The organism is Vibrio sp. OPT24 (assembly GCF_015163545.1).
In the GTDB taxonomy this organism is placed as follows: Bacteria; Pseudomonadota; Gammaproteobacteria; order Enterobacterales; family Vibrionaceae; genus Vibrio; species Vibrio cyclitrophicus.
In genome coordinates this window covers 428,918-455,795 of sequence record NZ_JADDYI010000048.1, presented here as the reverse complement: position 1 = coordinate 455,795, position 26,878 = coordinate 428,918, and the positions used below count along the sequence as shown (strand labels likewise).

Below are 26,878 nucleotides of genomic sequence, written 5' to 3'. Positions count from 1 at the left end.
GCTTAACGTTACCAACTGCGTACAGGACCTGTGTCAATATGGATAAAGTTGCTACGCGCATAATAACCGACACCACCCGCGTTCAGGCTTTTGGCTACGTCTCTTAATTCTTTTAGGTTAACGCCATCAATACGGAAATCGATCGCTTTACCCAACATGTGATAACTCTTTTTTGCGACACCATTCGAGTTTGCTCGCAGTGCTTCATTGGTCGCCGGCGAACGGTAACCAGAGATAATTTGAACTTCTTTTTGAATACCTAGAACATTTTGAATCTGAGTGATCTGGTCAAACAAATTCTTGTCCATCGGGTGAATCTCATTGCGGCGGAAGTCACGGCACAATTTGCTTAGGCGAGCCATCTCATCACCAACATAGTTCGTGCCATCAAAATAGCAGGTCTCCAACCTTTCACCAGTGTGAAGATTGTTCATGCTGATCGTTCTAGGCTGATCTGGGTATGAAGCAAAAGCGATAGAAGGTGTGATTGAGGCGACAACAGCAGTACCACCAGCGTAAGTCAGAAACTGACGGCGAGAAAATAAACTTTGAGACATACAGCAAAAAAACCAATTATATCGAACGAAAAATGCACGATACATAATGAAAATTGCTGCGTCAACGTACGAAAAGCACCCAAAACGTTAGTATTTGTAACCTTTGTGCGGTTAGTTATTGATACACATTATAATTTTATCAATAGAAGCTTGGTTGTCATTTTTCGGTCAAGATCACCATTGTTGATTTCGCCGTTTGTTAACCACCCGCTTTATCGTACTGGTAAATATCACCACGGTACTGAATGCCCTCTTCTTCAAACAATACAGTTTGATAGATAATATGCACTGGAATTCTCTTCTTGAGTCGAACCTTGGTATTAGGTGCTAAGTCACCGCCTTGATTAGGAACCTTTCTAACCTTAGTCGCAAATAGCAATTCAGCCAATTGTTCGGCATGTTCGACTCTTATACAACCTGAGCTATAAGCACGAAAGTCATCATTAAACAGGCCTTTACTTGGCGTATCATGCAGATATATCGCACGTTTATTGGGGGTGTTGAATTTATACAAACCCAATGCATTTCGAGAGCCCGCCTGTTGACGCATGCGATATGGGAACGAGTTGAAATTAATGGTTTGCCAATCAATCTCGGTGGTATCGACAGTTTCCATAGAACGCCAACCATCAATCACTTGGAAGTTATGGGTTTCAAGGTAGCTTTCATCGGCTTTCACCTTAGGCAAGATGTCTTTCACCATTATTTTCCATGGCACATTCCAAGTTGGGTTTAAGATCACCGAATCTAGATTTATCTCTAAAAGCGGTGTTTTTCGCGACTTTCTGCCCACGACGACTTTGGACTCAAATACCTCTTCACCATCTTCCCAGTACTTCATATCAAAACTAGGTACATTGACGACGATGAGAGAATCTCTATCTCTTGGCCACAAACGAACGCGCTCTGCATTCAACGCTAATGAATTCAATCGATCATCAAAACTCATGTTGATCCATTTGATCGTGTCAGGCCCTATAATCCCATCAGCTGTCAGGCCATGCATGTGTTGAAAGGACTTAATCGCTTTTTGCAAATCTCGATCGAACACTGGAAGATCAACAGCCACCATTGATGTGTCTACACCCACCAGAGCGATACGTTCTACAAGCGCTACTTTATCTGAAAGATCGTCACCTAAACGTTTCAAACCTTCCTGCCTGTATCGCTCGATATTAAGCTCGGATGCAGTTTCTAACACTGAATAGGTCGCCTTGAATTGATCAAAATTCCCAACAGGCGGCGCGTAAGACAGCACCATCTCCAATAAATAATCATTGGCGACGCTGCTCTTTAATCTCATCAAAATATGAGGAGAAGGTGCAGGTAATTTGGAGTGTAGCTTGCCTGAGAAGTACCACTCTTTACCGACCAGTGGCGCATTTTCTACGTAACTCAAGTAATAAATAAAGGTATCGGTCAATAATATGTCCAACTCTTTCCATTGGCGTTGGGCTTGGTATTGACGAATTTGCTTGAGTTGACGCTCAAAGAGCGGTGCCATTTGGGCTTGTTCTAGAAGCGACAATTGGAACTCAAATGCTTTAACAAGTTCAGGAGAGTCCCAAAGAATAGGAAGAGAAGAGTCTTGATAAATACTCTGGGTTAGCTCTGGATAAATGAGCATGAAAGAGAGTTCTGAATCAGCCGGAATAAATCCGCTCTCGTCAGAACTCGTATAGCTCCACGCATGCACAGAGACTAACACCAATAATCCAAAGAAGTACTTCGCTAACATGCTTAACTCCATCACCAACAATCTCATAAGTATGGCAAAGAAATTGGAGTAAGCATGTTATTTTTTAAGGAGTTTTATAAATCAAATTGCACTCCAGTGATTATCCCACTGAATAGATGATTGCTGAATTGATTTTTCATAAGGCTTTCGTTGGCTCACCACACTACCCGCTCCAGAGCTCAATCTAAACTCACCATCAAGCAGCACAGCGCCAGAAGCATCTGATAAAGCAGATAGTTCTACGAGTTCTTTAGTGTCTTTAGACCAAATACCGTAGCAGTTTCCTCTTGGCGAGGTCGCAATAATCCAATCATCTGACGCCGCAATACTCGCGATGTAGTGATTGAACCTTGCCCATTGTTCTGGCTCCGCGTTCAGTGATTCAAATCGTCCACCTTTAGTGTGCATCGTTAAAAGTGAAGGATACTCATCGGGCTCGCCACGATATTGCTGGCCACATAGTACGGTTTCAGCGCCATCATGCGCTAAGTGTCGAATGCTCAGCTTCTTGTCCAGCAATTCAACCTGCTCAAGTAGCACGCCTTCAGGTGAAACATAGCTCAAACTCGGTTGCATCGAATCAAGGTTTTTCGGTGTTCTACCGTCAGTATGAACGCCACCAACACCGATTGCGAGGTTACCGTCAGGCATGATGATGACTTCATGAGGTCCAATGCCAAAACCGGTAAATTCTTCAACTTTACGATACCCTTGCGCGACATCGTAAACGCCAATCACACCTTGGCTGCTGTCAGTTTTGCCTTCAGTGGCATACAGTAATTTGCCATCTAATGAATAAATGCCATGACCATAAAAGTGACGATTACGCCCCTTAACGACCATTTTGATTTGTTCACCCTTTTTATAGTCAAACACCATAAAATAATCACCAGGACGACGAGCAAAAACCACCGCATGTGATTGAGTTGGGCAAATAGCGACGCCATGACCACGATCGGGAATCGGCAGCTGGCTCAATTGCATCCCATATTCATCAGCCACAACGGCTGAATATTGGCCTCGTCCATTAAGCGCACAACCGATTAATTGAGGCTCATTAGATGAACTCACGACATTAGAGAGACTAGTACACCCAAATGGAAATACAGGAACCGCTGCACAACCTAGTGCAGCCTTAAGTAAACTTCTTCGTGTAGTATCAGTCACCATCGGTAGCATTAAATCCTATTACCACGCCAAGCTCTATCGCCACTTCTTCATGAATCAGGTACTTCAAACGTTCTAGTTTATTGTATTGAGTCAGTACTTCTCGGTAACCTTCTTTGCTCTGTAGCAGAGTAAACAGGCTTGATTCTGTAGGCCAAGTATCTAGCGTTAGCGTGAACTGGGCAGCAACACGATCAGCAAGATCGTTTAAGCCCTTCTCTCTCAATAAACCATCAAGACCATTACCATCTGCGAGGTAAAGCTTCTCAAGCGCAGCAACATTCGCCTTTAGCTGAATCATTGAGGTTTGTGCGCGCCACGACTCAGAGAAATATGGTCGCGGGTGGCCAATCTTAGCCATTGGGCGACTCAGCTTTTTCATGCTGTAATCAAGTTGGTTGGTCAATAAAGCGATGTATTCCGACTCCCAGCGCATCTCGTCCAGTGCTAGCCAAGGGTTAACCTGCCAGGCCTCAGCAATAGAGGTAGACTTCACAGCCAAGTTTTGTGCGATAGCTTGTGAAGATAGACAACCTGAAGCTTTGTCTTGAAGCAGTGGAGATTGCTCATCATACAGAGACCACTCTAAGGCACCAAGTCCTTGAACAGTAACACTCTGCTGTGCGATTTCGTCTTGTGACCAAGCTTTCTCTTGCTGAGTCAGCTGACGCATTTTTAAGCCTGTGGTGTTCTTTTTGTCTGGCCAAAACTGAACATTCCAGCTCTCTTCCAGTGCCGCTATTGGGCCTCTTTCTTGACCTTGCAGTGCCATCCAGCTGTTCATCGTGAGCTGCCACTGATTTTTCAAAGCATCCAGCTCAACATTGTTGGTTTCACAGTAACCTTGCATCAAGACTTCCAGTTCACTGGCTTGCCTAGCGAATAGGACGGCTGAATCAAACTCTTGTTGGTACACGCTACGACTGATGTGAGCGGTCATGTCTGCTTGATAAGAAACACCGTTAACCTCAGATGAAGCCGTTTGCTCACCCGATGATTGGCAGCCTGCCATGATTAATACCGACAAAGGCATTAACAAAAATTTATGTGTCATGCTGTTACCTTACTTCCTAGTTTTTCTTTTAATTATATGAATTCAATAAATATGAAACGACCGCTGAGCTCGTATTACTACAAGTTCAGCGGTAGTATGTTTTTGGCTAACTCGCCGTTGAGGCGCTAAGCTTAAGACTGCCTATAGCGAGTTCAAAAATGCCAGTAGTGCTTCGCGCTCAGTCGCATTCAAAGACAGAACCTTCTGTTTCGCCATCTCTGCTTCACCACCGTGCCAAAGCACCGCTTCCATAACGTTTCTTGCACGACCGTCATGAAGTAAGAAGGTGTGACCATTCACTTCTTTGGTATAACCGAGCCCCCACAATGGTGTTGTACGCCACTCTTGGCCGCTTGCTAAATACTCAGGGCGATGATCCGCTAAGCCTTCACCCATATCGTGCAGCAGCATATCGGTGTATGGACTAATTAACTGATTAGATAACGCAGGCAAACCTTCACGCTCACCCGTACGAATTTCAGATTGGTGGCAACTTTGGCAACCAATATCTTTAAACAGTTTTTTACCTTGAACAACCATAGGGTTCCCAACGTTACGGCGAATAGGTACAGCCAAATGCTGTGAGTAAAACTCAACAAAATCTAGAATGTTATCGCTAACTTCTGGATCCCCCCCATTTGGAAAATCATCACAAGTTGATTGTACTGATGTGCAGTTCTCATTAGGGAACAGGCGGCTCGTTAAGCCCAAATCACCATTGAATGCCGCAGCATTTTGTTGCATCAGATTTGGCTGTCCTGCTTTCCAACCAAAACGACCTAAGGTTATTTCGTTGGTTTGAACATCCAGAACGTAGTTAGCCTTACCCGACACGCCTTGCTTATCAGCTAATTGCTGCTCAGAAAATCCAAGAATCGTTTCTTTTGAAATGCTCTCAAGCAGACCAAGGCCAATCATTGGCGGTGCAACTCGAGCAGAAAATTCAGTTTTAGGATGCATCTCGCCGAAGGCAAGATCCGTAATCTTTAAAGTAGGTTTACGTAGGGTAACGACGGTGCCGTCTTTGAATTCAACAGGAACATCCTTGTAGCTAATGTTTACTTTGCCCTCCGGTTTTACCCCTTGAAGAGCGAAATCTTGTAGCTGGCCGCCGTAGGTCGGTTCAGGAATACCACCATCACGAATAAAGGCTTGTCTTTGCTCTGGTGTTTCAGCGGGAATACTCAAGCGAACCAACATCGAAACCGCGTTCTCATCACCTTTTTCAGGTGCATGACCACGGCCATCTTTGATGTGACAATTTTGACAGCCGTTTGTGTTAAATAGTGGGCCAAGGCCATCGCGTGCATCAGTCGATGACGGAGCGGGTACCCAAGGGTTTCTAAAGAAGCTATTACCTACACTGAAATCTAAGCGTTTACTCATTGGTAAATTGGCAGCAGGAAGAGAAAAAGCATTCGCTCCCTCTTTCTTTACGGTAGTTTTACCACCAGAGTAGGTTTCATGGGCGTGTAATGGAGATAAGAAAAACAGTGCGGTTAATAGTGAGGCTGATAGATACGACTTCATACATTGCCTTGCTGTGTTTTGATTTTAGTTTTTATTAGGGAATAACTTTCTTGAGTAGCAAACAATTAAGGGCTCAATGAGAGCCCCTACATTGGTTCTATACCAATCACAGTAAGTGATCAGAAATAGCGTAGGAAAAAGGCTTGAGAACAAGGCGTGATTTTCTGATAAGTAGTTATTCTACAATCAAAAATTACAACGCCGTTATCGAGCGTTTTAACTAGCTAGGCTGACCAGTTATTTACTACGATTGGTATTAACCTCGGGTTCTTAGAACTCGTGATCAGCCGTGTCTGGGTTTAGGCTATCAATGCCAATAACACCAGCAGCGCGTTCGATTGCAGCGGTTTGAGATACTAGCGCAACAATTGTTTTGTTCACTAATGCGTTACCCGCAGCGTTGTCGGCAGCGATTAGCTGATCGAAATGCTGGTTGTTTTTCTCTGCAGACGTTACTAATTCACCTACTTGTGCACGTGCTAAGTCAAACTGCTTTTGGATCTCTTTCGCAGCTAGCTCATCTTTTTGCTCTACTAGGTCAAACAGGCTTGGACCTGAAAGTAGAGTACCGTCTTCACGCTTGTATAGGCCCGTGTAAACGTTGTAGATGCCTTGCTCGTTGTAGTAGTGAGAGTTGTGAGTGTTATCAGAGAAACAATCGTGCTCGTCTTCAGTAGAGTTAGCTTCTAAAGCCACCTTCATACGCTCACCCGCTAGCTCACCTAGAGATAGTGAGCCCATTCCAAATAGCATTTTACGCAAACCGTTTTCGCTAGATTCAGCAAGAAGTTCTTGACGGTAGTTGCCTTTCTCGCCTTCAGCCCACTGCTTTTCCATCCACTCTAGATCTTGGATAAGGAGTTCAGCTGATGCTTTTAGGTATGCGCCACGACGGTCACAGTTGCCGTTTGTACATTCAGCACCAACAACAAAATCAGTATAAGCACGCTGACCTGCACCGCTGTTTGTGCCGTTCAAATCTTGGCCCCAAAGTAGGAATTCAATTGCGTGATAACCAGACGCTACGTTTGCTTCAGAACCACCGATCTCGTTAAGGTCTGCAATTAGCTCAGGAGTGATGTTCGTTGCATCAACGGTAGTCTGACCAATTTGGAAAGTCTTGTTCGCAACGATGTTTGCGCTTGCGCCTTCGTTACCAAGTTCATATTGGTAATCCGAAGATACGTAATCGATCAAACCTTCATCAAGTGGCCATGCGTTTAATTGACCTTCCCAATCATCAACAACAGCGTTACCGAATCGGAATACTTCTGATTGCTGGTAAGGTACGCGAGACTCAAGCCAAGCTTGTTTTACTTGTTCGAAATTGCCAGCAGAAGGAGAAGCTAAGAAGGTATCAATAGAAGAATTCAACGCTTTTGCTGTAATTACTGAATCAGCGAACACCGCATGAGCAATATCTGCGTAGTGTTCTACAACTTGATCTTGAGTTACTGCAGCGAAAGTAGAAGCCGAGGCAAAAATGAGTGACGAAGTTACCGCTTTTGTCACTAAAGATTTAATGGTCATGAAGCATCCTTGTTGAGCTTTAAATTATTATTCGTAGTAATAGTGCAAACCATTATCATTTACACTACGGATTTGAATAATACAAACTTACAATTTTATTGCAAGATAAATACAAAAAAACCTCACATGAGTGAGGTCTTTAAACATTTTTGTGTTGGGCGCAACAAGTCAATGGATTAGATATCCAGGTTGTGCTTACCGTGTGAGACTTTCGCCTTCAGATAGCTTTCGTTACCTGATTTGATATGAGCAGACGTGTTCACTACTTCTTCAATTTCAATACCAAAAGATTTCAATTCATTGATTTTCTTAGGGTTATTGGTCACCAAGCGGATTTTGGTCGTACCTAAAGCACGTAGCATTTCAGCTGCTTCAGTAAAATCGCGTAAGTCATCACCAAAACCTAAGTGGTTGTTGGCTTCGTAGGTGTTCATACCTTCACTTTGAAGGCGGTATGCATCGATTTTGTTGTACAAACCAATACCGCGGCCTTCTTGACGAAGATAAAGAATCACTCCGCCCGTTTCGCCCATAATTCTTATAGTTTCGTCTAGCTGCTCGCCACAGTCACAGCGAGAAGAATGGAATACATCACCAGTAAGACACTCAGAGTGCATACGAACAAGAGGTATGTCTTGTGTCTTATCTGCTGACTTAAATATCACAGCAACATGCTCTTTATCTGTTTTCAACCCATGAAAAGACAGAAGTTCAGCATCAATGCTGCTTGTTACCCCTACTTTGAAATCTATTCTGGCACGTACTTCCGCCATAGCTATACTCACTTGAAAATTCTATGTATTTAACAACACTACGCTATATGTCTAGGCAATATTTTGTAGCGAACTATCTAATGATAGACACTATGAGGCTGTTAACAATTTTTTTCAAGGTCGACCACGCACAAATTGTTATATTATAACAATTATTTTTCAAGCAACAAAAAACCCCACATTGGGATGACCAACATGGGGTTATAAATTTATCTGGTGCGGCTAAGGCGATACTTTTTAAAGCACGATCAACTTACTTGGGTTTGCTTCCAGATGACAAGTTGCACCCAAGCATTCTCAAGTTCAGTCAGTTCTTCCTGCGTAAGCGTAGAAATGCTCGATTTAGCACTGTATTTTTTTGCCCATTTGTCAGATCGGACATGAGTATAGAACTCTTTCTTTAAATTTGAGATTACGTTGTCCACAGATACATCCTTATATAACAGTGCTTAGCCTTTATAATCCTTTAATGTTACAAAATACAGGTCAATTCGTAAACAGTAATACATAATTTTTATGAGCTCTTTCTAACGCTTTTTATTGATAAATATATAAATAGAAAAAAAAGAACACTTGGCATCAACCAGAGCAATAAGTTAGAGGTGTTCATTGCTGGTTTATAAAGCACAAATTCACCAAACCTTTCCGTCATATATTGAGTAATTTCATTATTACTATGCCCTGCTTTCACCATATTGAACACAATAAGGCGTAAGTCTTTTGCTATCGGTGAGTTGGATTCAATCAGATTTTGGTTTTGACATTGTGGACAGCGTAACGTTTTCGCCAAGCTGATAGCACGTTGCTGTTGTTCTGGGTTTTCAAACTCAAACAGTTCAACTTGAATACTCGTATCTTTATTACTGGCAGTAAACAGATCTTCAGCCATGGCAGGAAGGCTAATCACTACAAGAGCTGACAGCATAAACAACGTTTGTATTAGAGACTTCATCATCCATTCACACCATCAAAATACATCGCAAGTTCATCTTTCCATACCGTTTCATTAATCACGCCCAATAGCTTTTTAATGATCTGGCCATTGGCATCGACTAGATACGTTTCAGGGGTTCCAATTACGCCCAACTCTAGCGCCAGTTTACCTTGAGGATCACTGATCACTACTGAGTACGGATTGCCGTCGCTCAATAACACATTGATCGCTGTCCCTGAATTATCCCGATAATTTAGCCCAACAATTGGAATGCCTTTCTTTCGCAACTCGGTCAGAAAAGCATGTTCCGTTTTACAAATACCGCACCATGAAGCCCATACATTGACCAGTTGGTAAGGATGCTGTGTGACATCAGCGAGCGTAATTTCCTGCTGACCACTGACGCTTTCACTATTCACTAACGCAGTAGATATGAATTCTGGAAATGCCCTTTTTTGCTCTGAAACGCTGGTCGTTTGTTGCTTACTGTCAAGCGCAAAGACAAATCCCAACACCACTACTAATGCCAAGACAATGAGAGTAATTAGCTTGTTACGAACGCTGGTATGCATACTGTGCAGCCTTATCAGTTTTCTTTTTACGATGAGTCAATGAGAGTAAAGCGCCGATAATGGAGAACAACCCGCCAAACCAGATCCAGCGCGCATACGCCTTGTATTGAACACGAAATGCATAGGCTGCTGAGTCTATTTTCTCGCCCATGGTGATATACACATCGCCATGCCAGAACCATTTCATTGCGGGCTCGCTCATGTTCATCACTCGAACTTGGTAATGTCTTCTTTCAGGTGTAATGGAAAAACTTTGCTCGCCAGTTTCTAGCTTAAGTATCGCCTTCTCTGCGGTAAAATTTGAGGCGACATAAAGCTCAGTATCCCGATGAGAAAGCGTCCAACCCATGAACTCTACTTGTGTACCTGGGCTTAGTTTATAGCTGCGCTCAAACGAGTGGTAACTGTTCATTGCAGCGCCTATAGCCAAGACCGCAATACCAACATGAGCAAATGTCATCACCCAGACTTTGCGTTGGAACTTGGAACTGCGCGTTACCGCTAAGCCATAAACATGAGTAAGTAAAACCCAAAATGCGAGTGACCATGTCATCAAAACCATCACTTGTCGTTGGACTTGTTCCACTTGCCATGAATAACAAACGTAACCCAATGCCAACGACAACACAGCTAACAATAAAATAACACCTTTGGTTGCTTGAGGTTTAACGCTCAACAATGGGGCTAAACCAATCACACCAAGTGCGAGCAAAGCCAAAGGCGCAATCAGTAGGTTAAAGTAAGGCGCACCTACCGATATGTTCCCTAACCCAAGCAGTTCAAAGATCATTGGATAAAACGTACCAAACACCACAACTGTCGTTGCCAAAACAAAAATGAGCACGGCGACTAAACTCAAAAAGCTCTTACTGGCGAAACTCGTAATCGGACTTGATTCAAAAGACTCCTCTCTGATGATAAGCAGAGAAAATGAACTCACCAGCACCAGCACTAATATAAGTAGTAGTGCGATACCTTTGGTTGGGTCAACTGCAAAAGCGTGTACCGATGTAAGTACGCCAGAACGAACAATAAACGTGCCTAAGATACTCAAGCAAAATGTAATGAAAGCAAGGCTAAGAGACCACTTAAGAAGCTGTTGCTTACCCTTGGCAACGCCTAGACTATGCAGTAAAGCTGTCGAAGTAAGCCATGGCAGCAAGCTGGCATTCTCAACCGGATCCCAGAACCACCAGCCGCCCCAGCCTAATTCGTAATACGCCCACCAAGAGCCAAGAATGATCCCTGCAGTTAAAAAGATCCACGCAACAAGACACCAACTTCGGCAATGGACAACCCAATCAAATTCTATTGGATCAACCAGCAAAGCAGCAACTGCAAATGCCAGCACCACAGAAAAGCCGACATAGCCAAGGTAAAGCAATGGCGGGTGAAAAATCAGACCGACATCTTGCAACATTGGGTTAAGGTCACGCCCTTCTAGCGGCAAGATCGAATTCATTTCAAACGGATTTGATGCGAATAACGTGAACCAAGCAAATATCGCGAGCAGTAGGTTCATCACCCACAGCACTCGGCTTTGGTATTCATTCGAATAGTGTTTTTGTAAGGCGATCACGCCAGACCAGATGCTGATCGTCAGTACCCAAAACAACAAGGAACCTTCATGTCCTGCCCATACGGCCGCAAGCTTAAAAAATGAGGGTAATTGGGTATTTGAATGTTCAGCGACATAGAGAATAGAGAAGTCATCACTGACAAAGGCATAGCCAAGCAATGCGACAGAAGTGAGAGAAAAAAATGCACTTGAAAGAGAGAAACTGCGGATTAAGCCTAGATTTTGCGCCCGTTTATTTAGCATTTGATAAAACGAATGCACGCCAATAAGGCTACTGAGCACAGCAACCAACACTAAACTAAACAGCCCCAAAGAACCGACCATATCACCTCAATAAGACTCTACCGGAGCAGAGCCAAGTTAAACCGTTATTCGCTTTTATTGACCAACTAGCTCCTGTTACTCAACTAGCTTCTGTTGCTCAACGAAACGGTATCTAGTGAGCAGATGTCAATTGTCCAACATCCACTCACTAACAAACTTAAGCGAGCGTTAATTGCCCTGCGTAAAGAACAAAAGTTCGCAGCATTAATACGCCCATTAGACTTAGCGAAGTCACGGAGAAAATATACACCGAGCTATGGCGAATTGAAGTTGGTGTCACTGCATTCAACAACAATGGTAAAACCATGCCAACACCGATGACGCCGTACCAGAACCAGTTCGCCCAGAATCCACTGCCGATTGCGTTCCAGACTGCTTGCTCACTTTGACCACCAGCGAAGATCAGCCCAGTAAAGAAAGTAATAAGAACAAACAACTCAAACATCACGACCGGGCGTTCGAATCCGTGGATCCATGAAATACTCGGGCTATGAGGTGATTCTTTAAAGACCAACACACCAAATAAAATACACGCCGCCGCACCCGAAGATAAACTCGAGAACAAGAACAAGATCGGCAGTACTGGGTTATTCAATAGTGGGAAGGTATTTAAAGCTGACAGCAAAAAGCCCGTATAAGCAGCAAGCATCAATGCGAGAACCGCTAGGAATATTTCCAAAGCATTCTCAACCACCTCTAATTTGCCAATCCAGTTACCGACAAAATCGAGTCGTCCTTTTAACCATGCTTGGTCATTCAAGAACACGACAATTTGATCTCGGAATATAATGCCGATCCAAAGGAATAGGATCACCATATACACTTGGAATAAGATCACACCCATCGACATCACTGACGTTGGGTTATAGAAGATCATGATCTTCCAAAAGGATAACGGTTTTGTCAGGTGGAAAACCAAGATAAGCAGACCTGAAATGATCCCAAATGGCGCAAGAAAAGCCGTGGCCTTTAGCACACCATTATGAGCAGGATCGCCTTCAATGACCTTACGTTTTAGGTAAATGGAGATCATTACGGCACCCGCCGACATCCCCGCGAGAAATAGATAGATTGCTATAATCCAGTCCCATACCACCGTACCAGACTGAAAAGCTGCGTCCCATGCACTCATAATCAAATCTCCCCTTTTTGGTGTGGCACTTTATAGAGTTTTGGTTGAGTGCCTAGATAGGCTTTATCTCTGTAAACCACCTCGGATTGAAGTACTCGGTTTATCTCACTCTTAGGGTCATTCAAATCACCGAATGTCAGCGCTTTGGTTGGGCAAGATTCGACACAAGCCGGCAACTTCCCTTGTGCTAAATTAGTGTCTCGACAGAAGTTACACTTATCTGCGGACTTGTTTTCTGGATGGAAAAAGCGCACTTGGTATGGGCAAGCCAATAGACAATAACCACAACCGACGCACTTCTCTTGATGCACATCGACAATGCCCGTTTTTTCATCTTTGTAGGCCGCGCCTGTTGGGCAAACCATCACACAAGGTGCGTTATCACAATGCTGGCAAGAGTTACGAGTAAAACGGTAATCAACATTGGGATATTCGCCTTGGGGCTCACTCTTAATAATTTCTAAGCGCGATACACCTTCAGGTACTTTGTTTACTTCACGACATGCTTCGGTACAGGCGGTACAACCAATACAAGCGGTTTCGTCATGAATCATTCCATAACGTTTAGTGCCATCTTCTTGAACATTAGCTAGCGTCTTGCGACTTGTTACCGCCGCAGTTCCCGCTACACCTGTGGTAAAAATAACGGCACCCGCGCCTGCTAAAAAGTTTCTTCTTGAGCAACTCATAGATTACTCCTCTTCTTTCTTCTGGTTGAAGTCTGAATGGCAATCCACACACAGCTTGATGGTTTGCTTCTTATCTAAGCCCAACACCTTTGCTTCAGTCGCATGAACATCATGGCAGTTTGAACACGTTAAGTTTTGCGCGTGAACATCGTGAGTCCAACTCGCTTCGCGGAGATCATCAGGTTGGTGACAATCGATACATTGGCTATTGGCATCTAGGATTAATTTAGGGTCTAAGAAAACCTTCTCGGTTCCAGGTTGTGATTGAGCCTCACGATACTTCACCACTTTAGGTGCACCTTCACGGTGATCGGGGCTAATAGAACTATGACAGTCGGTACAATTTACTTCGCGGCCAAGCAAAGCGTGTGCACTTTCACCATGTGAACCCAATACCGTTTCTTTTGAATCTTTATGGCATTGAACACACTTGTAGTCTTTGTCGCGGATTAATTCGACTTCATGTCTTGTTGATTCTCCTACTGGCGTAACAGCAGGCTCAGCAACAGCATGAATGGAATAACCATAGAGGCAGAATGCTAGAAGGGATTTAAGCATTATGACTATGGCCAATTTAATATTGCCCATTTTATCCTTTCCTTATACCGGCATTATTTAACTCTCAACTAAATAATATTCCGGTTAAACAAAAGTACCCTTAAACGATATTATTACCGCTTAAATGATATCAATTCTTATTTTGGATAAGCCACAACGCTTTCTATTGTTAGAATATACCTCTAATTAGGTAACATGAAATTTCGACAGGTTAATTTGTGAACGCAATCACCCTATTTGCATCATGGTCAATTTAGGTAATTGTTTGTTATATATGATAATAATTCTCAGTTAAATTCTAATCAATCTAACTTTAAATACCACTTTAGGGTTATATAAACTTCAGCGTGATTAAGGTCACTGTCATAAATTGATCTGGGACAATCTATATCCAACACGTAACAAAATGTGTTCAGTTATGAATTAATATAAACAGGAATTCTCCAGTTCTTAATTTGAATAGCAAACTCACAACGCTTGGTATAAAAATCAGTATATTGGAGATATCACTGTGAAAAAGCATTGGATACGTAATTCGGTCACAGCACTATTAATGGTTAGCGCATCACTAGCAAGCGCGACCAGTTTTGCTGCGCCTGAACAAAAAGAAATTGGCGATCCTCGTAACGACCAGTTCGAGCAAAATCACCCAGATCAATATCATTCATGGAGACAGACGTCAGAAAGCGAAACCATTGAAGACGCACTAAAAGAAGATCCGAACATGGTTATCATGTGGGCTGGCTACGGCTTTGCAAAAGATTACAACAAGGCTCGTGGTCACTTTTATGCGATTGACGATGTACGACAAACACTTCGTACTGGCGGACCGACGGACGAAAATTCTGGCCCTATGCCAATGGCGTGTTGGAGCTGTAAGAGCCCGGATGTAGCGCGTGTTATCGAAGAGCGTGGCGAAGATGGTTACTTCGAGGGTAAATGGGCGCGTCTTGGTAACGAGATCATTAACCCTATTGGATGTTCAGACTGTCACGATACCCAAAGCGAAGGCTTCAAAAATGGTGAGCCAGCACTGAAGGTCACTCGTCCTTATGTTGAACGTGCATTTGAAGCAATTGGTAAAAAGTTTGATGAGCAAAGCCGTTTAGACCAACAAGCTTCAGTTTGTGCCCAATGTCATGTGGAATACTACTTCACCGGGCCAACCAAAGGCGTGAAATTCCCTTGGGACCAAGGTACAACCGTCGGCGATATGGAACGTTACTATGATGCGATCAACTTTAAAGATTGGACTCATAAAGTATCGAAAGCACCCATGTTGAAAGCACAGCACCCTGGTTTCGAAACATGGCGTGAAGGTATCCACGGCAAAAATAAAGTCGTCTGTGCAGACTGTCATATGCCGAAAGTGACCAAAGAAGATGGCACTGTTTATACCGACCATAAAGTGGGTAACCCATTCGACCGCTTCGAAGATACGTGTGCAAACTGTCACACTCAATCGAAAGAAACCATGCGTAACATCGTTTCAAGCCGTAAAGCACAAGTTCTGAACATGAAGCTGACTGCTGAGAAGCAAATCGTAGCCGCTCACTTTGAAGCAGGTGCGGCATGGGAAGCCGGTGCGACAGAGCAAGAGATGGAGCCTATCCTACTGGATATCCGTCACGCTCAATGGCGTTGGGACTACGCTATTGCGTCTCACGGTATTCATATGCACGCACCTGAAATCGCTCTAGAAGTACTAGGTACTGCCGTTGATCGCGCAGCGGATGCTCGAACTAAAATTGTTCGTCTACTGGCGAAGAAAGGCATCACCGATCCAATCGAAATTCCAGATATCTCGACCAAAGAAGCGGCTCAAAAAGCGCTTGGAATGGACATGGATAAGATGAACGCAGAGAAACAGCACTTCTTAGACACGGTTGTTCCTAAATGGGAAGAGCAAGCTGAAAAGCGTGAAGCCAACTACGAATACTAGTTTCTTCAAATAGACCGTTAGGTAAAAACCAGTCACACTATTGTTGTGTGGCTGGTTTTTTGTTTTAAATATTCAGTGTTGGGTTTGAAGCATTCAAATCAATACGTACTTTCCAATGACCGTTTGCTAATTCAAGGAGTCAAAAATGAAGACCTTATTTTCGCTTTTAGCATTATGCATTACACTACTCAGTTCAGGCGTTAACGCATCAGAGCGCGCAGAGACAGGGTGGGAGTTGATAGAGAAAGGTGCATTAGTCATTGATGTAAGAACACCTGCAGAGTTCGAACAAGGGCATCTAGACAACGCCATCAACTACCCTCTTTCAGAAGTAGCGACTCACTTTGCTAATATTGAGAAAGACCAACCGATCGTTTTGTATTGCCGCAGTGGTAATCGCTCAGGGCAAGCGTATCAGTTCTTGCGTGATCAAGGATTTACTCAAATCCATAACGCAGGTGGTTTAACTGAAATGATCGAAAGCCAATAGATACGGAAAATAATGATTTTAGAAATTAATCACTTTAGAGTCGAATTACTTCAAAGGTAAATAGTTTCAAAATTTATTCAGGAACAACAAGCTTATTGACCAAGCCTAGCGGATCATCTCTTTGGCTTGGTTGATCGAATGAATAATCGAAACACGATCAATGCCCTTTTGATTGGAATCGAGGATTTGAGTCCACGCATCGATCGCTTGTTGATAGCGCATACTAATGAAGTGATCGGTCGCAATCAACATTAAGGCGGTACGATCGTTTGGATCAAGCTGCATCGACTGATTTAATAGCCTCTTGACCTCATCACTCATCGCCTGGGAGCTAAGGTAATAAAGTGCAGTAGCTTTAGCAGCATAAATACCAGAAGGTGCTTGAGGATCTAATCGAATCGCATAATCGTAGCAAGTGAATGCCGCATCAAACTCCCCTTTTTGCATGTACACACCACCAAGCTTAAACCACAAATCGGATTGATTTGGGTCTTGCTCAAGGCTCTGCTGAAGCTCATCTTGGAAATCTGTTGCCGTGTAGCTATCGCTATCATCTAAAGGAAATTGAGGTAACTCTTGTTTAAGCTGAAACCAGACAAGCACACTCAAAACCACAGCGATAAGCGAAATCATCGCATTGCCTTTTAAATGACGGCCATTTTTGCTCGCGGCAATAACAAACGCGATAAAAAACAGACTCATTAATAGTAAAGCAACCAACAACCAGATATCCATTCCACATCCTTTTATTTAGCTTTATCTCCTACTCTATCGCTTTCGTTCTGCCTCGTTATTGATCAAAGTTTAGCGTTCGAGATTTAGTGCTCAAACTTTTGCATAAAAGCGACAGGTTAAGGTCTGCTCTAAGACCTAAACGAAGTGATAAGAAAAATGAAATGACAGGTAATAAAAAACCGAGCACTTAGGCTCGGTTTTTTCATTGGTACTCTTAATTACTTAGTGTAATCGAGATTACTCAGTATCTTGCTCGCTATCACTCTCAGAGTCAGAAGCATCGGATGCTTGCTCTTCATTTGATTCAGAAACGACCTTTCCTTCTGCATTAACTGTTTCTGCGTTTACTGCGTCAGCATTTGCTTCTTCAGTTTCTTCGCCTTCAACAATCTCAGCTTCTTCTACTTCGTCGATACGTTGTAGACCTACAACATTCTCATCTTCAGCAGTACGGATCAGTGTTACACCTTGAGTGTTACGACCAACTTGGCTGACTTCCGCCACGCGAGTACGTACTAGTGTACCTGCGTCGGTGATCATCATCATTTCATCGCCTTCTTCAACCTGAACAGCACCAACTACTGGGCCATTACGATCAGAGACTTTGATAGATACTACACCTTGCGTTGCACGGCCTTTCGTTGGGTATTCAGCCAACTCAGTACGCTTACCGTAACCGTTTTGAGTCACAGTTAGGATATCGCCTTCATTTGAAGGAACAATCAGTGAAACCACTTGATCGTCTTCTGGAAGCTTCATACCACGAACACCAGATGCAGTACGACCCATTGGACGTACTTTGTCCTCGTTAAAGCGAACAACTTTGCCCGATTTAGAGAACAGCATGATGTCGCTATTACCATCAGTAATATCAACGCCAATCAGTGAATCATCGTCACGTAGGTTAACTGCGATTAGGCCGTTAGCACGTACGTTTGCGAATTGATCCAGTGATGTCTTCTTAACTGTACCGTCGCCTGTTGCCATGAAGATGAATTTCTCGTTAGAGAACTCAGAGACAGGTAGGATAGCCGTAATACGCTCACCTTCTTCTAGAGGAAGAATGTTAACGATAGGCTTACCACGAGCGGTGCGGCTTGCTTGAGGCAGTTGGTAAACTTTCAGGCGGTACGTCTTACCACGAGTAGAGAAACATAAGATGTTATCGTGAGTATTAGCAACAAGCAGACGCTCAATGTAATCCTCATCTTTCATCTTAGTTGCACTCTTACCTTTACCACCACGACGCTGAGCTTCGTAGTCGCTTAGAATTTGGTACTTAACGTAACCTGCGTTAGAAAGCGTTACTACAACGTCTTCTTGAGCAATCAGCTCTTCCATGTCGATGTCATGAACCGCTGCTGTGATTTCTGTACGACGAGCGTCGCCATAGATTTCACGTACCGCTTCAAGTTCTTCACGGATAACTTCCATCAAACGCTCAGTGCTTGCAAGAATGTGCATTAGCTCAGCGATTTCTTCTAGAAGCGCTTTGTACTCGTCTAGAATCTTCTCATGTTCAAGGCCAGTTAAGCGATGAAGACGAAGCTCTAGAATAGCTTGTGCTTGTGTTTCCGTTAGGAAGTATTGGCCATCGCGGATGCCGTATTGGTCTTCCAACCAATCAGGACGAGCCGCATCAGTACCTGCACGTTCAAGCATTGCTGCAACGTTACCAAGTTCCCAACCGCGAGCTACTAAACCAGCTTTTGCTTCAGCAGGCGTTGGAGCGTTACGGATGAGCTCGATGATTTCGTCAATGTTAGCAAGTGCTAGAGACAATGCTTCAAGGATGTGTGCACGGTCGCGCGCTTTCTTCAGTTCAAAGATAGTACGACGAGTCACAACTTCGCGACGGTGGTCTACGAAGCACTTAAGCATGTCTTTGATGTTGAACAACTGTGGTTGACCATTGTTCAGCGCAACCATGTTGATACCGAAAGTTGTTTGCAGTTGAGTTTGTGAGTAAAGGTTGTTCAATACAACTTCACCGACAGCGTCACGCTTACATTCAATAACAATACGCATACCATCTTTATCAGATTCGTCACGTAGAGCACTGATGCCTTCAACTTTCTTATCTTTAACCAGTTCAGCAATCTTCTCGATCAGGCGAGCTTTGTTTACTTGGTAAGGAATCTCAGTAACGATAATGGTTTCTTTACCATTTTTCTCTACTTCAATATTCGCTTTTGAACGCATGTAAACTTTACCGCGGCCAGTTTTATAAGCATCTACGATGCCTTTACGACCACTGATAAGTGCTGCTGTCGGGAAGTCAGGACCAGGGATATAGTCCATTAGCTCATCAATAGTAATATCTTCATTATTGATAAATGCTAAACAGCCATCAACAACTTCACCAAGGTTATGTGGTGGGATGTTGGTAGCCATACCTACTGCGATACCAGAAGCACCGTTTACCAATAGGTTAGGAATTTTTGTAGGAAGTACTGCTGGAATTTGTTCTGTACCATCGTAGTTCGGTACGTAGTCCACAGTTTCCTTATCAAGGTCAGCCAGGAGCTCGTGAGCAATTTTCGCCATACGAACTTCGGTATAACGCATTGCAGCCGCGGAGTCGCCATCGATAGAACCAAAGTTACCTTGGCCATCAACTAGCATGTAACGCAGTGAGAACGGTTGAGCCATACGAACAATAGTATCGTATACAGCACTATCACCATGCGGGTGGTATTTACCGATTACATCACCTACTACACGAGCAGACTTTTTATATGGTTTGTTCCAATCATTACCCAGTACATTCATCGCGAACAAAACGCGGCGGTGTACAGGTTTTAGGCCATCACGCACATCTGGAAGGGCACGACCAACGATGACGGACATCGCGTAGTCTAGGTATGAACCTCTAAGCTCATCTTCAATATTTACGGGCGTGATCTCTTTCGCTAGATCGCTCATAGAGCCATTTTCCCTCTATAGTCAGATCGTATTTTTGAATACGTATAAGACCGAAAAATATAACACAAATTTACCTACGGAGGCATCACTTTCCCTCTCCTTTTACCATCTTGTGACCCTTGTAGCCAATCAATTGATGAGAAATTGCACCTCCGCATCATATCTCGCTGAAACATGGTCACTTTACACCCAATAAGTTCGCAAAATTGTAGATCTTCTGGTCAAGGCGAAAAGGCAAGTTATAATGCCTGCAATTTCATGGATGCCGTATTTAACTTGGAAATGCCGATTATGACTAAATCACAGAATGTAGACCCAGCAGAAATCAAGAAATTTGAAGACATGGCGTCACGCTGGTGGGATCTAGAAGGCGAATTTAAGCCTCTACATCAAATCAACCCACTACGCCTAAACTACGTGCTAGAAAAAACTGAAGGTTTGTTTGGTAAGAAAGTGCTCGATGTTGGTTGCGGTGGTGGCATTTTAGCGGAAAGTATGGCAATCGAAGGTGCTGTAGTGACAGGGCTAGACATGGGCAAAGAACCACTTGAAGTGGCACGCTTGCACGCACTAGAAACTGGCACCAAGCTCGATTACATCCAAAGTACCATTGAAGACCACGCAGAAGAGAATCCACAAACTTACGACGTGGTCACTTGCATGGAAATGCTAGAGCACGTGCCTGATCCACAATCAGTGATCACCGCATGTTCAAAATTGGTCAAACCGGATGGCCACGTTTTCTTCTCTACGTTGAACCGCAATTTTAAATCTTACTTGTTTGCGATTGTTGGTGCAGAGAAGCTACTAAAGATAGTTCCTGAAGGCACTCACGAGCATGACAAGTTCATTCGCCCAGCTGAACTTATCAAGATGATTGATAATACATCTCTACAAGAACTCGGTATCATTGGGCTGCACTATAATCCACTGACAGACACTTACCGATTAGGTCGCAGTGTTGAAGTCAATTACATCGTGCATACGCAAAATTTCGCTTAAAAAATATCAGCTATCCTACCGTAAAATTTTTTCTAAAAAAGACTAATGAAAAAGGTTGCAATTAACATAAGTTTGCGACTTTTTTCAGTCTAAATTTCGTGCGCTAGCTTCCATTTTGACCACCTAGATTTAAATTTAATCGCCTAAAATCCATCGCCCATTTTGCTCAAAGATCAAGGGATTTTTTTTTATAGGCGTGCAAAAATAAAGCATCATTAAAAGCCGACTTTTATACAATCAAGTCTCATCTATCTTCATCAGTTAGTGGTCACTTACAGTTTTTTTTCAATCCACCACTTATCCACAAGCAACCCAATTTCTTTACCTTGAAAAAATTCGGTTGTAGCACTATCTTGTAACCCAACAAACAAATGACCCCTATATGTTGTGTTTGAACTACAATATATGGGTAGACCAAGATCACAAAGCCGACACGTAATTTACAAAAATTACACAGAAATACACAAAAACACGGCCTTGTTCAGTTTTGTTAGGGAAATTAAGCAGAATGAACCAACAACTTACTGTTACCAAGCGTAACGGGCGCAAAGAAACCATCGATCTAGAGAAGATCCACCGCGTGATCACATGGGCAGCTGAAGGCTTGCACAATGTTTCTGTATCACAAGTAGAATTGAAAGCTCACATTCAGTTTTACGACGGCATCACCACGACTGACATTCATGAAACTATCATCAAGTCAGCAGCGGATTTAATCTCTGAAGAGACTCCTGATTACCAATATCTAGCAGCACGTCTGTCAGTATTCCACCTACGTAAAAAAGCGTATGGCGAATACGAGCCACCTGCGCTTTATGACCACGTTTCAAAACTGGTCGATATGGGTAAATATGACAGCCACCTAATGCAAGATTACACGAAAGCTGAGTTTGAAGAGCTAGACCAGTACATCGACCATAAGCGTGACTTAGACTTCTCTTACGCGGCAGTTAAGCAGCTTGAAGGTAAATACTTCGTGCAAAACCGTGTAACAAAAGAAATCTACGAGAGTGCTCAGTTTCTTTACATCCTAGTGGCTGCGTGTCTATTCGCTAAATACCCTAAATCGACTCGTCTTGACTACATCAAACGTTTTTACGACGCATCGTCTACGTTTAAGATTTCTCTACCTACACCGATCATGTCTGGTGTACGTACGCCTACTCGTCAATTCAGCTCTTGTGTACTGATCGAATGTGGTGACAGCCTTGATTCAATCAACGCAACAGCAAGCTCAATTGTTCGTTACGTATCTCAACGTGCTGGTATTGGTATCAACGCAGGTCGTATCCGTGCGCTGGGTTCTGAAATCCGTAATGGTGAAGCGTTCCACACTGGCTGTATCCCTTTCTACAAATACTTCCAAACAGCAGTAAAATGTTGTTCACAAGGTGGTGTTCGTGGCGGTGCGGCAACGGTATTCTACCCACTATGGCATGGTGAAGTTCAGTCTCTATTAGTACTGAAAAACAACCGCGGCGTTGAAGAGAACCGTGTTCGTCACATGGACTACGGCGTACAGCTGAACAAACTCATGTACTCTCGTCTTGTTCAAGGTGGCAACATCAGCCTGTTCTCACCTTCTGACGTACCTGGCCTTTACGATGCGTTCTTCGAAAACCAAGACCGTTTTGAAGAACTATATGTTAAGTACGAAAACGATCCTTCAGTGAAGCGTGAAACGGTTAAAGCCGTTGAGCTGTTCTCTCTGCTAATGCAAGAGCGAGCTTCTACTGGTCGTATCTACATTCAGAACGTTGACCACTGTAATACACACAGCCCGTTTGATTCTGAAGTGGCTCCTGTTCGTCAGTCGAACCTATGTCTAGAAATCGCGCTACCAACTAAGCCACTTTCTAACGTAGAAGATGACGAAGGTGAAATTGCACTATGTACGCTTTCAGCGTTTAACCTAGGCGCAATCAACGAGCTAGACGACCTTGCTGAGCTTTCTGAACTGGTTGTTCGTGCACTTGATGCATTGCTTGATTACCAAGACTACCCACTTCCAGCAGCACGCAAGTCGACAATGAACCGTCGTACTCTAGGTGTGGGTGTCATCAACTACGCATACTACCTAGCGAAAAACGGCGTGAAGTACTCTGATGGCAGCGCAAACAGTCTGACTCACCGTACTTTTGAAGCAATTCAATACCACTTGTTAAAAGCGTCTGTTGAACTGGCGAAAGAACAAGGCCGTTGCCCATCTTTCCACGAGACCAACTACGCGAAAGGCCTACTGCCAATCGATACTTACAAGAAAGATATCGACTTAGTATGTGAAGAGCCACTGCACTACGATTGGGACACGCTACGCGAAGAGATCATGGAGCACGGTCTGCGTAACTCTACGCTAACAGCGCTTATGCCTTCTGAGACTTCGTCTCAAATCTCGAACGCAACTAACGGTATCGAGCCACCACGTGGTTACGTATCAGTGAAAGCATCGAAAGACGGCATCCTTAAGCAAGTGGTTCCTGACTTCTTAAATCTTAAAGAGAACTACGAGCTACTTTGGAACATTGGTTCGAACGATGGTTACCTGCACCTAGTGGGTATCATGCAAAAATTCGTTGACCAAGCTATCTCTGCAAACACTAACTATGATCCAAGTGTTTACGACAGCGGTAAAGTACCAATGAAGAAGCTGCTTCAAGACCTACTTACAGCGTACAAGTACGGTGTTAAGACGCTTTACTACCATAACACTCGTGATGGTGCTAAAGACGACCAAGGCGATGCAGTTCAAGTGCCGGAAGAAGATTGTGAAGGCGGCGGTTGTAAGATCTAAACCGCAATAAACATTAAGACCCCAGAGAAGAGTTATCTTCTCTGGGTTTAAAGCATTAACAGGGCCCGTTTTATTACGGGTCTTTAAAGGATTTGAGGCATTTATGGCTTACAGTACTTTTTCTCAGCAAAAAAATGACCAACTAAAAGAACCAATGTTCTTGGGTCAGTCGGTAAACGTTGCACGTTACGACCAACAAAAATTCGAAATCTTCGAAAAGTTGATCGAGAAGCAGCTTTCTTTCTTCTGGCGTCCAGAAGAAGTAGACGTATCTAGCGACCGTATCGACTACAACAAGCTTCCTGAGCATGAAAAGCACATTTTCATCTCTAACTTGAAGTACCAAACGCTTCTAGATTCTATCCAAGGCCGCAGCCCTAACGTTGCCCTACTTCCACTGGTATCTCTACCAGAAGTTGAAACTTGGATTGAGACTTGGTCTTTCTCTGAAACGATTCACTCTCGTTCTTACACACATATCATCCGTAACATCGTCAATGATCCAGGTGTAGTATTCGACGACATCGTTGAAAACGAAGAGATCCTGAAGCGTGCGAAAGACATCGCGTTTTACTACGATGATTTAATCAAGCTGACGGCTGACTACCACCGCTACGGCGAAGGCAACCACAACATTAACGGCGAAGACGTTAAGATTTCACTTCACGACCTGAAGAAGAAGCTTTACGTATGTCTAATGTCTGTAAACGCACTAGAAGCGATTCGTTTCTACGTGAGTTTTGCATGTTCATTCGCATTCGCTGAACGTGAGCTAATGGAAGGTAACGCGAAGATCATCAAGCTAATCGCTCGTGATGAAGCTCTTCACCTTACTGGTACACAGCACATGATTAACTTACTGCGTAATGGCCAAGATGACTTCGAATTCATGCAAATCGCTGAAGAGTGTAAGCAAGAGTGTTTCGACCTATTCAAAGAAGCAGCAGAGCAAGAAAAAGAGTGGGCAGAATACCTATTCAAAGATGGCTCTATGATTGGTCTGAACAAAGACATTCTTTGCCAATACGTTGAGTACATCACTAACATCCGTATGCAAGCGGTTGGTTTAGGTACTGCTTACCCAGAAGCAACGTCGAACCCAATCCCATGGATCAACGCATGGTTATCTTCAGATAACGTACAAGTTGCTCCACAAGAAGCTGAAATCAGTTCTTACCTAGTTGGTCAGATCGACAACGAAGTAAAAGCTGACGACTTTGAAGGATTCGAGCTGTAATGCCAACAATCAAAATCAACAAGCTGACTTCGATTGAATCTAACCCTTCAAACACTCTATTGGAAACAATGGAACAAGCTGGGTTAGAGCCAGAATACAACTGCCGAGATGGGCATTGTGGCGCTTGTCGTTGCACGTTGGATTCTGGGGAAGTCGAGTACGTTGGTTTTGCTATGGCTTACACGCAAGGTAATGAAATATTACCTTGTATCTGTAAAGCAAAGACTGAGCTATCGCTGAGTAACGTTATTCACAGAAACAAGCAAAAACGCGCATAAGCCAACTGGCTTTAGGTCGCTTTGTTCGAATATCGTCAATAAGAATTAAAAAGGGTCCGCTTCCTTTAGGAGTGCGGACCCTTTTCTGTTTATGTCTTTAGGTATCTGAAACAACTCGTCTATCACTCAACCAAAATCTTCATGTTCGCTTGTGTCATACAAAACCAAACGTTTATTGCTGAGTCAGGTTAAGAGTCACAGAGCCAATATAACAAGCGCTTCGGCACTCTCCACAGCCGTTACACTTATCTTTGTCCACTGTAGGCAACTCTCCTACTTCAATGTGTATCACACCTGCTGAACACGCAGTTTGGCATGCTGAACAGTCCATTTGCATGTAATTATTGCAGCTATCAGCAAAGCTCGGCTTGAGGTCGATATAAGGCGTGACCGTTGGATGAAGTGCGCCAGTTAGGCACACTTCAGTGCATTTGTTACACATAGAACAACTGTTGTAATCCAAATTCAACAGCGCACTACCCTCTAGCGTCTCAATCACGCTATTCGGACACGCTTGCTCACACAGTCCACAACTGTCGCAAAGACGCTCAAACAGCACCTCATCGACAGCCCTAGGTGGTCTAGCATGTAAGCGCTGTGATTTCTCTTCATAACTTGCAGCAGCTTTAACTGGCTTAGAGAGTCGAGTTAAGAAACCACGCCTATTCGAATTTATTTGCTCAGACATTAGTCGATATATAACTTTTTAGTGGCAACGTTTAAATTATATTCAGATGTTAATTGATTAAGCCAATTTATTACATCACTTGATAGCTTCTTATAAAATGATAAATCTGATGCTGTATTTAATTTATCTAAATAAGTAGAAGACCAAGGTAATAAGTGACACTCAAGCAATTCACGAGATGAATTAATATTATTATTTTCTAACAAATACGCATGAGCGAATAACATTAAACCAAATTGATCTTCTGGCTCTCTTAAACCTGTATCCAATTCAATTTGGTTTAATTCTAGAAACTGTCGATATTCCACAGTCGATGCACCAAACACCACACGGTCTTTATCTAGGTACACAGACCCCCAAGGCGGAGCTGGCATGTCTCCCACACCTTCGAACAAGCGGCTGAACTCTGCTGCGAGCGCATCTTCATCTTCACTTCTCAATGCCTGCAAGCATTCTTCAGAGAGCACTTCGCTCTCAACCAAAGCTTCAACAATGGTGACCAACTGTTCTTTACTTGTCGCTTGATAAAATAGCGAACCCAATAATTTATGCGTATCGATAATCATTATTATTTATACCGTTATAGGTTTAAAGATAATTATATAAATAAGACGCTTTAATTCTTTGATCTATTTTATACATTCGATTCATAA

General features: G+C 43.3%; 23 protein-coding genes. 6 read left to right on the top strand and 17 right to left on the bottom strand.

Annotated features, from left to right (window positions below):
* Positions 1 to 8 precede the first annotated feature (8 nt).
* The 13 genes from IQO02_RS11825 to nrfB form a co-directional block, all read right to left on the bottom strand.
* Positions 9 to 557 carry a YcbK family protein gene (locus IQO02_RS11825; RefSeq protein ID WP_010438161.1) on the bottom strand — a complete coding sequence of 183 codons (549 nt, stop codon included), beginning with the start codon at positions 555 to 557 and terminating at the stop codon, positions 9 to 11.
* 199 nt (positions 558 to 756) lie between these two features.
* Entirely contained in the window at positions 757 to 2,295 is a 1,539-nt protein-coding gene (locus IQO02_RS11820) for a L,D-transpeptidase family protein (RefSeq protein WP_016783886.1), read from the bottom strand.
* 81 nt (positions 2,296 to 2,376) lie between these two features.
* On the bottom strand, positions 2,377 to 3,465 hold the full coding sequence (locus IQO02_RS11815; protein ID WP_016792545.1) for a DUF1513 domain-containing protein: 1,089 nt from the start codon (positions 3,463 to 3,465) through the stop codon (positions 2,377 to 2,379).
* A complete protein-coding gene (locus IQO02_RS11810; RefSeq protein ID WP_010438154.1) occupies positions 3,455 to 4,516 on the bottom strand; it encodes an imelysin family protein in 1,062 nt (353 codons plus the stop codon). The genes IQO02_RS11815 and IQO02_RS11810 overlap by 11 nt, the downstream gene beginning before the upstream one ends.
* Before the next feature lie 141 nt (positions 4,517 to 4,657).
* The gene (locus IQO02_RS11805; protein ID WP_016788536.1) at positions 4,658 to 6,046 is read right to left on the bottom strand and encodes a di-heme oxidoredictase family protein; all 1,389 of its coding nucleotides are present in this window, start codon (positions 6,044 to 6,046) and stop codon (positions 4,658 to 4,660) included.
* A 270-nt stretch (positions 6,047 to 6,316) separates the two neighbouring features.
* The gene (locus IQO02_RS11800) at positions 6,317 to 7,576 is read right to left on the bottom strand and encodes an imelysin family protein (RefSeq protein ID WP_193838546.1); all 1,260 of its coding nucleotides are present in this window, start codon (positions 7,574 to 7,576) and stop codon (positions 6,317 to 6,319) included.
* Between the two features lie 176 nt (positions 7,577 to 7,752).
* On the bottom strand, positions 7,753 to 8,349 hold the full coding sequence (locus IQO02_RS11795; RefSeq protein WP_009848836.1) for a GTP cyclohydrolase II: 597 nt from the start codon (positions 8,347 to 8,349) through the stop codon (positions 7,753 to 7,755).
* A gap of 514 nt (positions 8,350 to 8,863) precedes the next feature.
* The gene (gene nrfF, locus IQO02_RS11790) at positions 8,864 to 9,304 is read right to left on the bottom strand and encodes a heme lyase NrfEFG subunit NrfF (protein WP_016783884.1); all 441 of its coding nucleotides are present in this window, start codon (positions 9,302 to 9,304) and stop codon (positions 8,864 to 8,866) included.
* Positions 9,301 to 9,855: a DsbE family thiol:disulfide interchange protein gene (locus IQO02_RS11785; protein WP_016783883.1), complete on the bottom strand. Its 555-nt coding sequence runs from the start codon at positions 9,853 to 9,855 to the stop codon at positions 9,301 to 9,303. The genes nrfF and IQO02_RS11785 overlap by 4 nt, the downstream gene beginning before the upstream one ends.
* On the bottom strand, positions 9,836 to 11,758 hold the full coding sequence (locus IQO02_RS11780; RefSeq protein WP_016792547.1) for a heme lyase CcmF/NrfE family subunit: 1,923 nt from the start codon (positions 11,756 to 11,758) through the stop codon (positions 9,836 to 9,838). The genes IQO02_RS11785 and IQO02_RS11780 overlap by 20 nt, the downstream gene beginning before the upstream one ends.
* 157 nt (positions 11,759 to 11,915) lie before the next feature.
* Complete coding sequence (gene nrfD / locus IQO02_RS11775; RefSeq protein WP_010438140.1) at positions 11,916 to 12,890, bottom strand: cytochrome c nitrite reductase subunit NrfD; 975 nt, start codon at positions 12,888 to 12,890, stop codon at positions 11,916 to 11,918.
* A gap of 2 nt (positions 12,891 to 12,892) precedes the next feature.
* Complete coding sequence (gene nrfC / locus IQO02_RS11770; protein ID WP_010438136.1) at positions 12,893 to 13,579, bottom strand: cytochrome c nitrite reductase Fe-S protein; 687 nt, start codon at positions 13,577 to 13,579, stop codon at positions 12,893 to 12,895.
* A gap of 3 nt (positions 13,580 to 13,582) precedes the next feature.
* Positions 13,583 to 14,167, bottom strand: coding sequence for a cytochrome c nitrite reductase pentaheme subunit (gene nrfB, locus IQO02_RS11765; protein ID WP_010438133.1), 585 nt, complete (start codon positions 14,165 to 14,167; stop codon positions 13,583 to 13,585).
* 481 nt (positions 14,168 to 14,648) lie between these two features.
* On the opposite strand from nrfB, the gene nrfA reads away from it, so the two are divergent.
* A complete protein-coding gene (gene nrfA, locus IQO02_RS11760; protein ID WP_010438130.1) occupies positions 14,649 to 16,079 on the top strand; it encodes an ammonia-forming nitrite reductase cytochrome c552 subunit in 1,431 nt (476 codons plus the stop codon).
* 145 nt (positions 16,080 to 16,224) lie between these two features.
* Positions 16,225 to 16,569, top strand: coding sequence for a rhodanese-like domain-containing protein (locus IQO02_RS11755; RefSeq protein ID WP_010438127.1), 345 nt, complete (start codon positions 16,225 to 16,227; stop codon positions 16,567 to 16,569).
* 105 nt (positions 16,570 to 16,674) lie between these two features.
* On the opposite strand, the gene IQO02_RS11750 is transcribed toward IQO02_RS11755, so the two are convergent.
* Together IQO02_RS11750 and gyrA are read right to left on the bottom strand one after the other, a co-directional pair.
* A complete protein-coding gene (locus IQO02_RS11750; RefSeq protein WP_102282744.1) occupies positions 16,675 to 17,304 on the bottom strand; it encodes a tetratricopeptide repeat protein in 630 nt (209 codons plus the stop codon).
* Between the two features lie 237 nt (positions 17,305 to 17,541).
* A complete protein-coding gene (gene gyrA / locus IQO02_RS11745) occupies positions 17,542 to 20,229 on the bottom strand; it encodes a DNA gyrase subunit A (RefSeq protein ID WP_010438123.1) in 2,688 nt (895 codons plus the stop codon).
* Between the two features lie 258 nt (positions 20,230 to 20,487).
* On the opposite strand from gyrA, the gene ubiG reads away from it, so the two are divergent.
* The 4 genes from ubiG (at position 20,488) to yfaE (ending at position 25,537) form a co-directional block, all read left to right on the top strand.
* Positions 20,488 to 21,231 carry a bifunctional 2-polyprenyl-6-hydroxyphenol methylase/3-demethylubiquinol 3-O-methyltransferase UbiG gene (gene ubiG / locus IQO02_RS11740; protein WP_016799780.1) on the top strand — a complete coding sequence of 248 codons (744 nt, stop codon included), beginning with the start codon at positions 20,488 to 20,490 and terminating at the stop codon, positions 21,229 to 21,231.
* 508 nt (positions 21,232 to 21,739) lie between these two features.
* Positions 21,740 to 24,022: a class 1a ribonucleoside-diphosphate reductase subunit alpha gene (gene nrdA, locus IQO02_RS11735; protein WP_016769293.1), complete on the top strand. Its 2,283-nt coding sequence runs from the start codon at positions 21,740 to 21,742 to the stop codon at positions 24,020 to 24,022.
* 103 nt (positions 24,023 to 24,125) lie between these two features.
* On the top strand, positions 24,126 to 25,259 hold the full coding sequence (nrdB, locus tag IQO02_RS11730) for a class Ia ribonucleoside-diphosphate reductase subunit beta (protein WP_004733365.1): 1,134 nt from the start codon (positions 24,126 to 24,128) through the stop codon (positions 25,257 to 25,259).
* On the top strand, positions 25,259 to 25,537 hold the full coding sequence (gene yfaE / locus IQO02_RS11725) for a class I ribonucleotide reductase maintenance protein YfaE (protein WP_010438115.1): 279 nt from the start codon (positions 25,259 to 25,261) through the stop codon (positions 25,535 to 25,537). The genes nrdB and yfaE overlap by 1 nt, the downstream gene beginning before the upstream one ends.
* Positions 25,538 to 25,709: 172 nt before the next feature.
* Here the strand turns inward: yfaE and napF are convergent, their stop codons facing one another.
* Positions 25,710 to 26,225 (bottom strand): ferredoxin-type protein NapF, encoded by a 516-nt coding sequence (napF, locus tag IQO02_RS11720; protein ID WP_010438113.1) that lies wholly within the window; start codon positions 26,223 to 26,225, stop codon positions 25,710 to 25,712.
* A complete protein-coding gene (locus IQO02_RS11715) occupies positions 26,225 to 26,791 on the bottom strand; it encodes a molecular chaperone TorD family protein (protein ID WP_102282743.1) in 567 nt (188 codons plus the stop codon). The genes napF and IQO02_RS11715 overlap by 1 nt, the downstream gene beginning before the upstream one ends.
* Between the last annotated feature and the right edge of the window lie 87 nt (positions 26,792 to 26,878).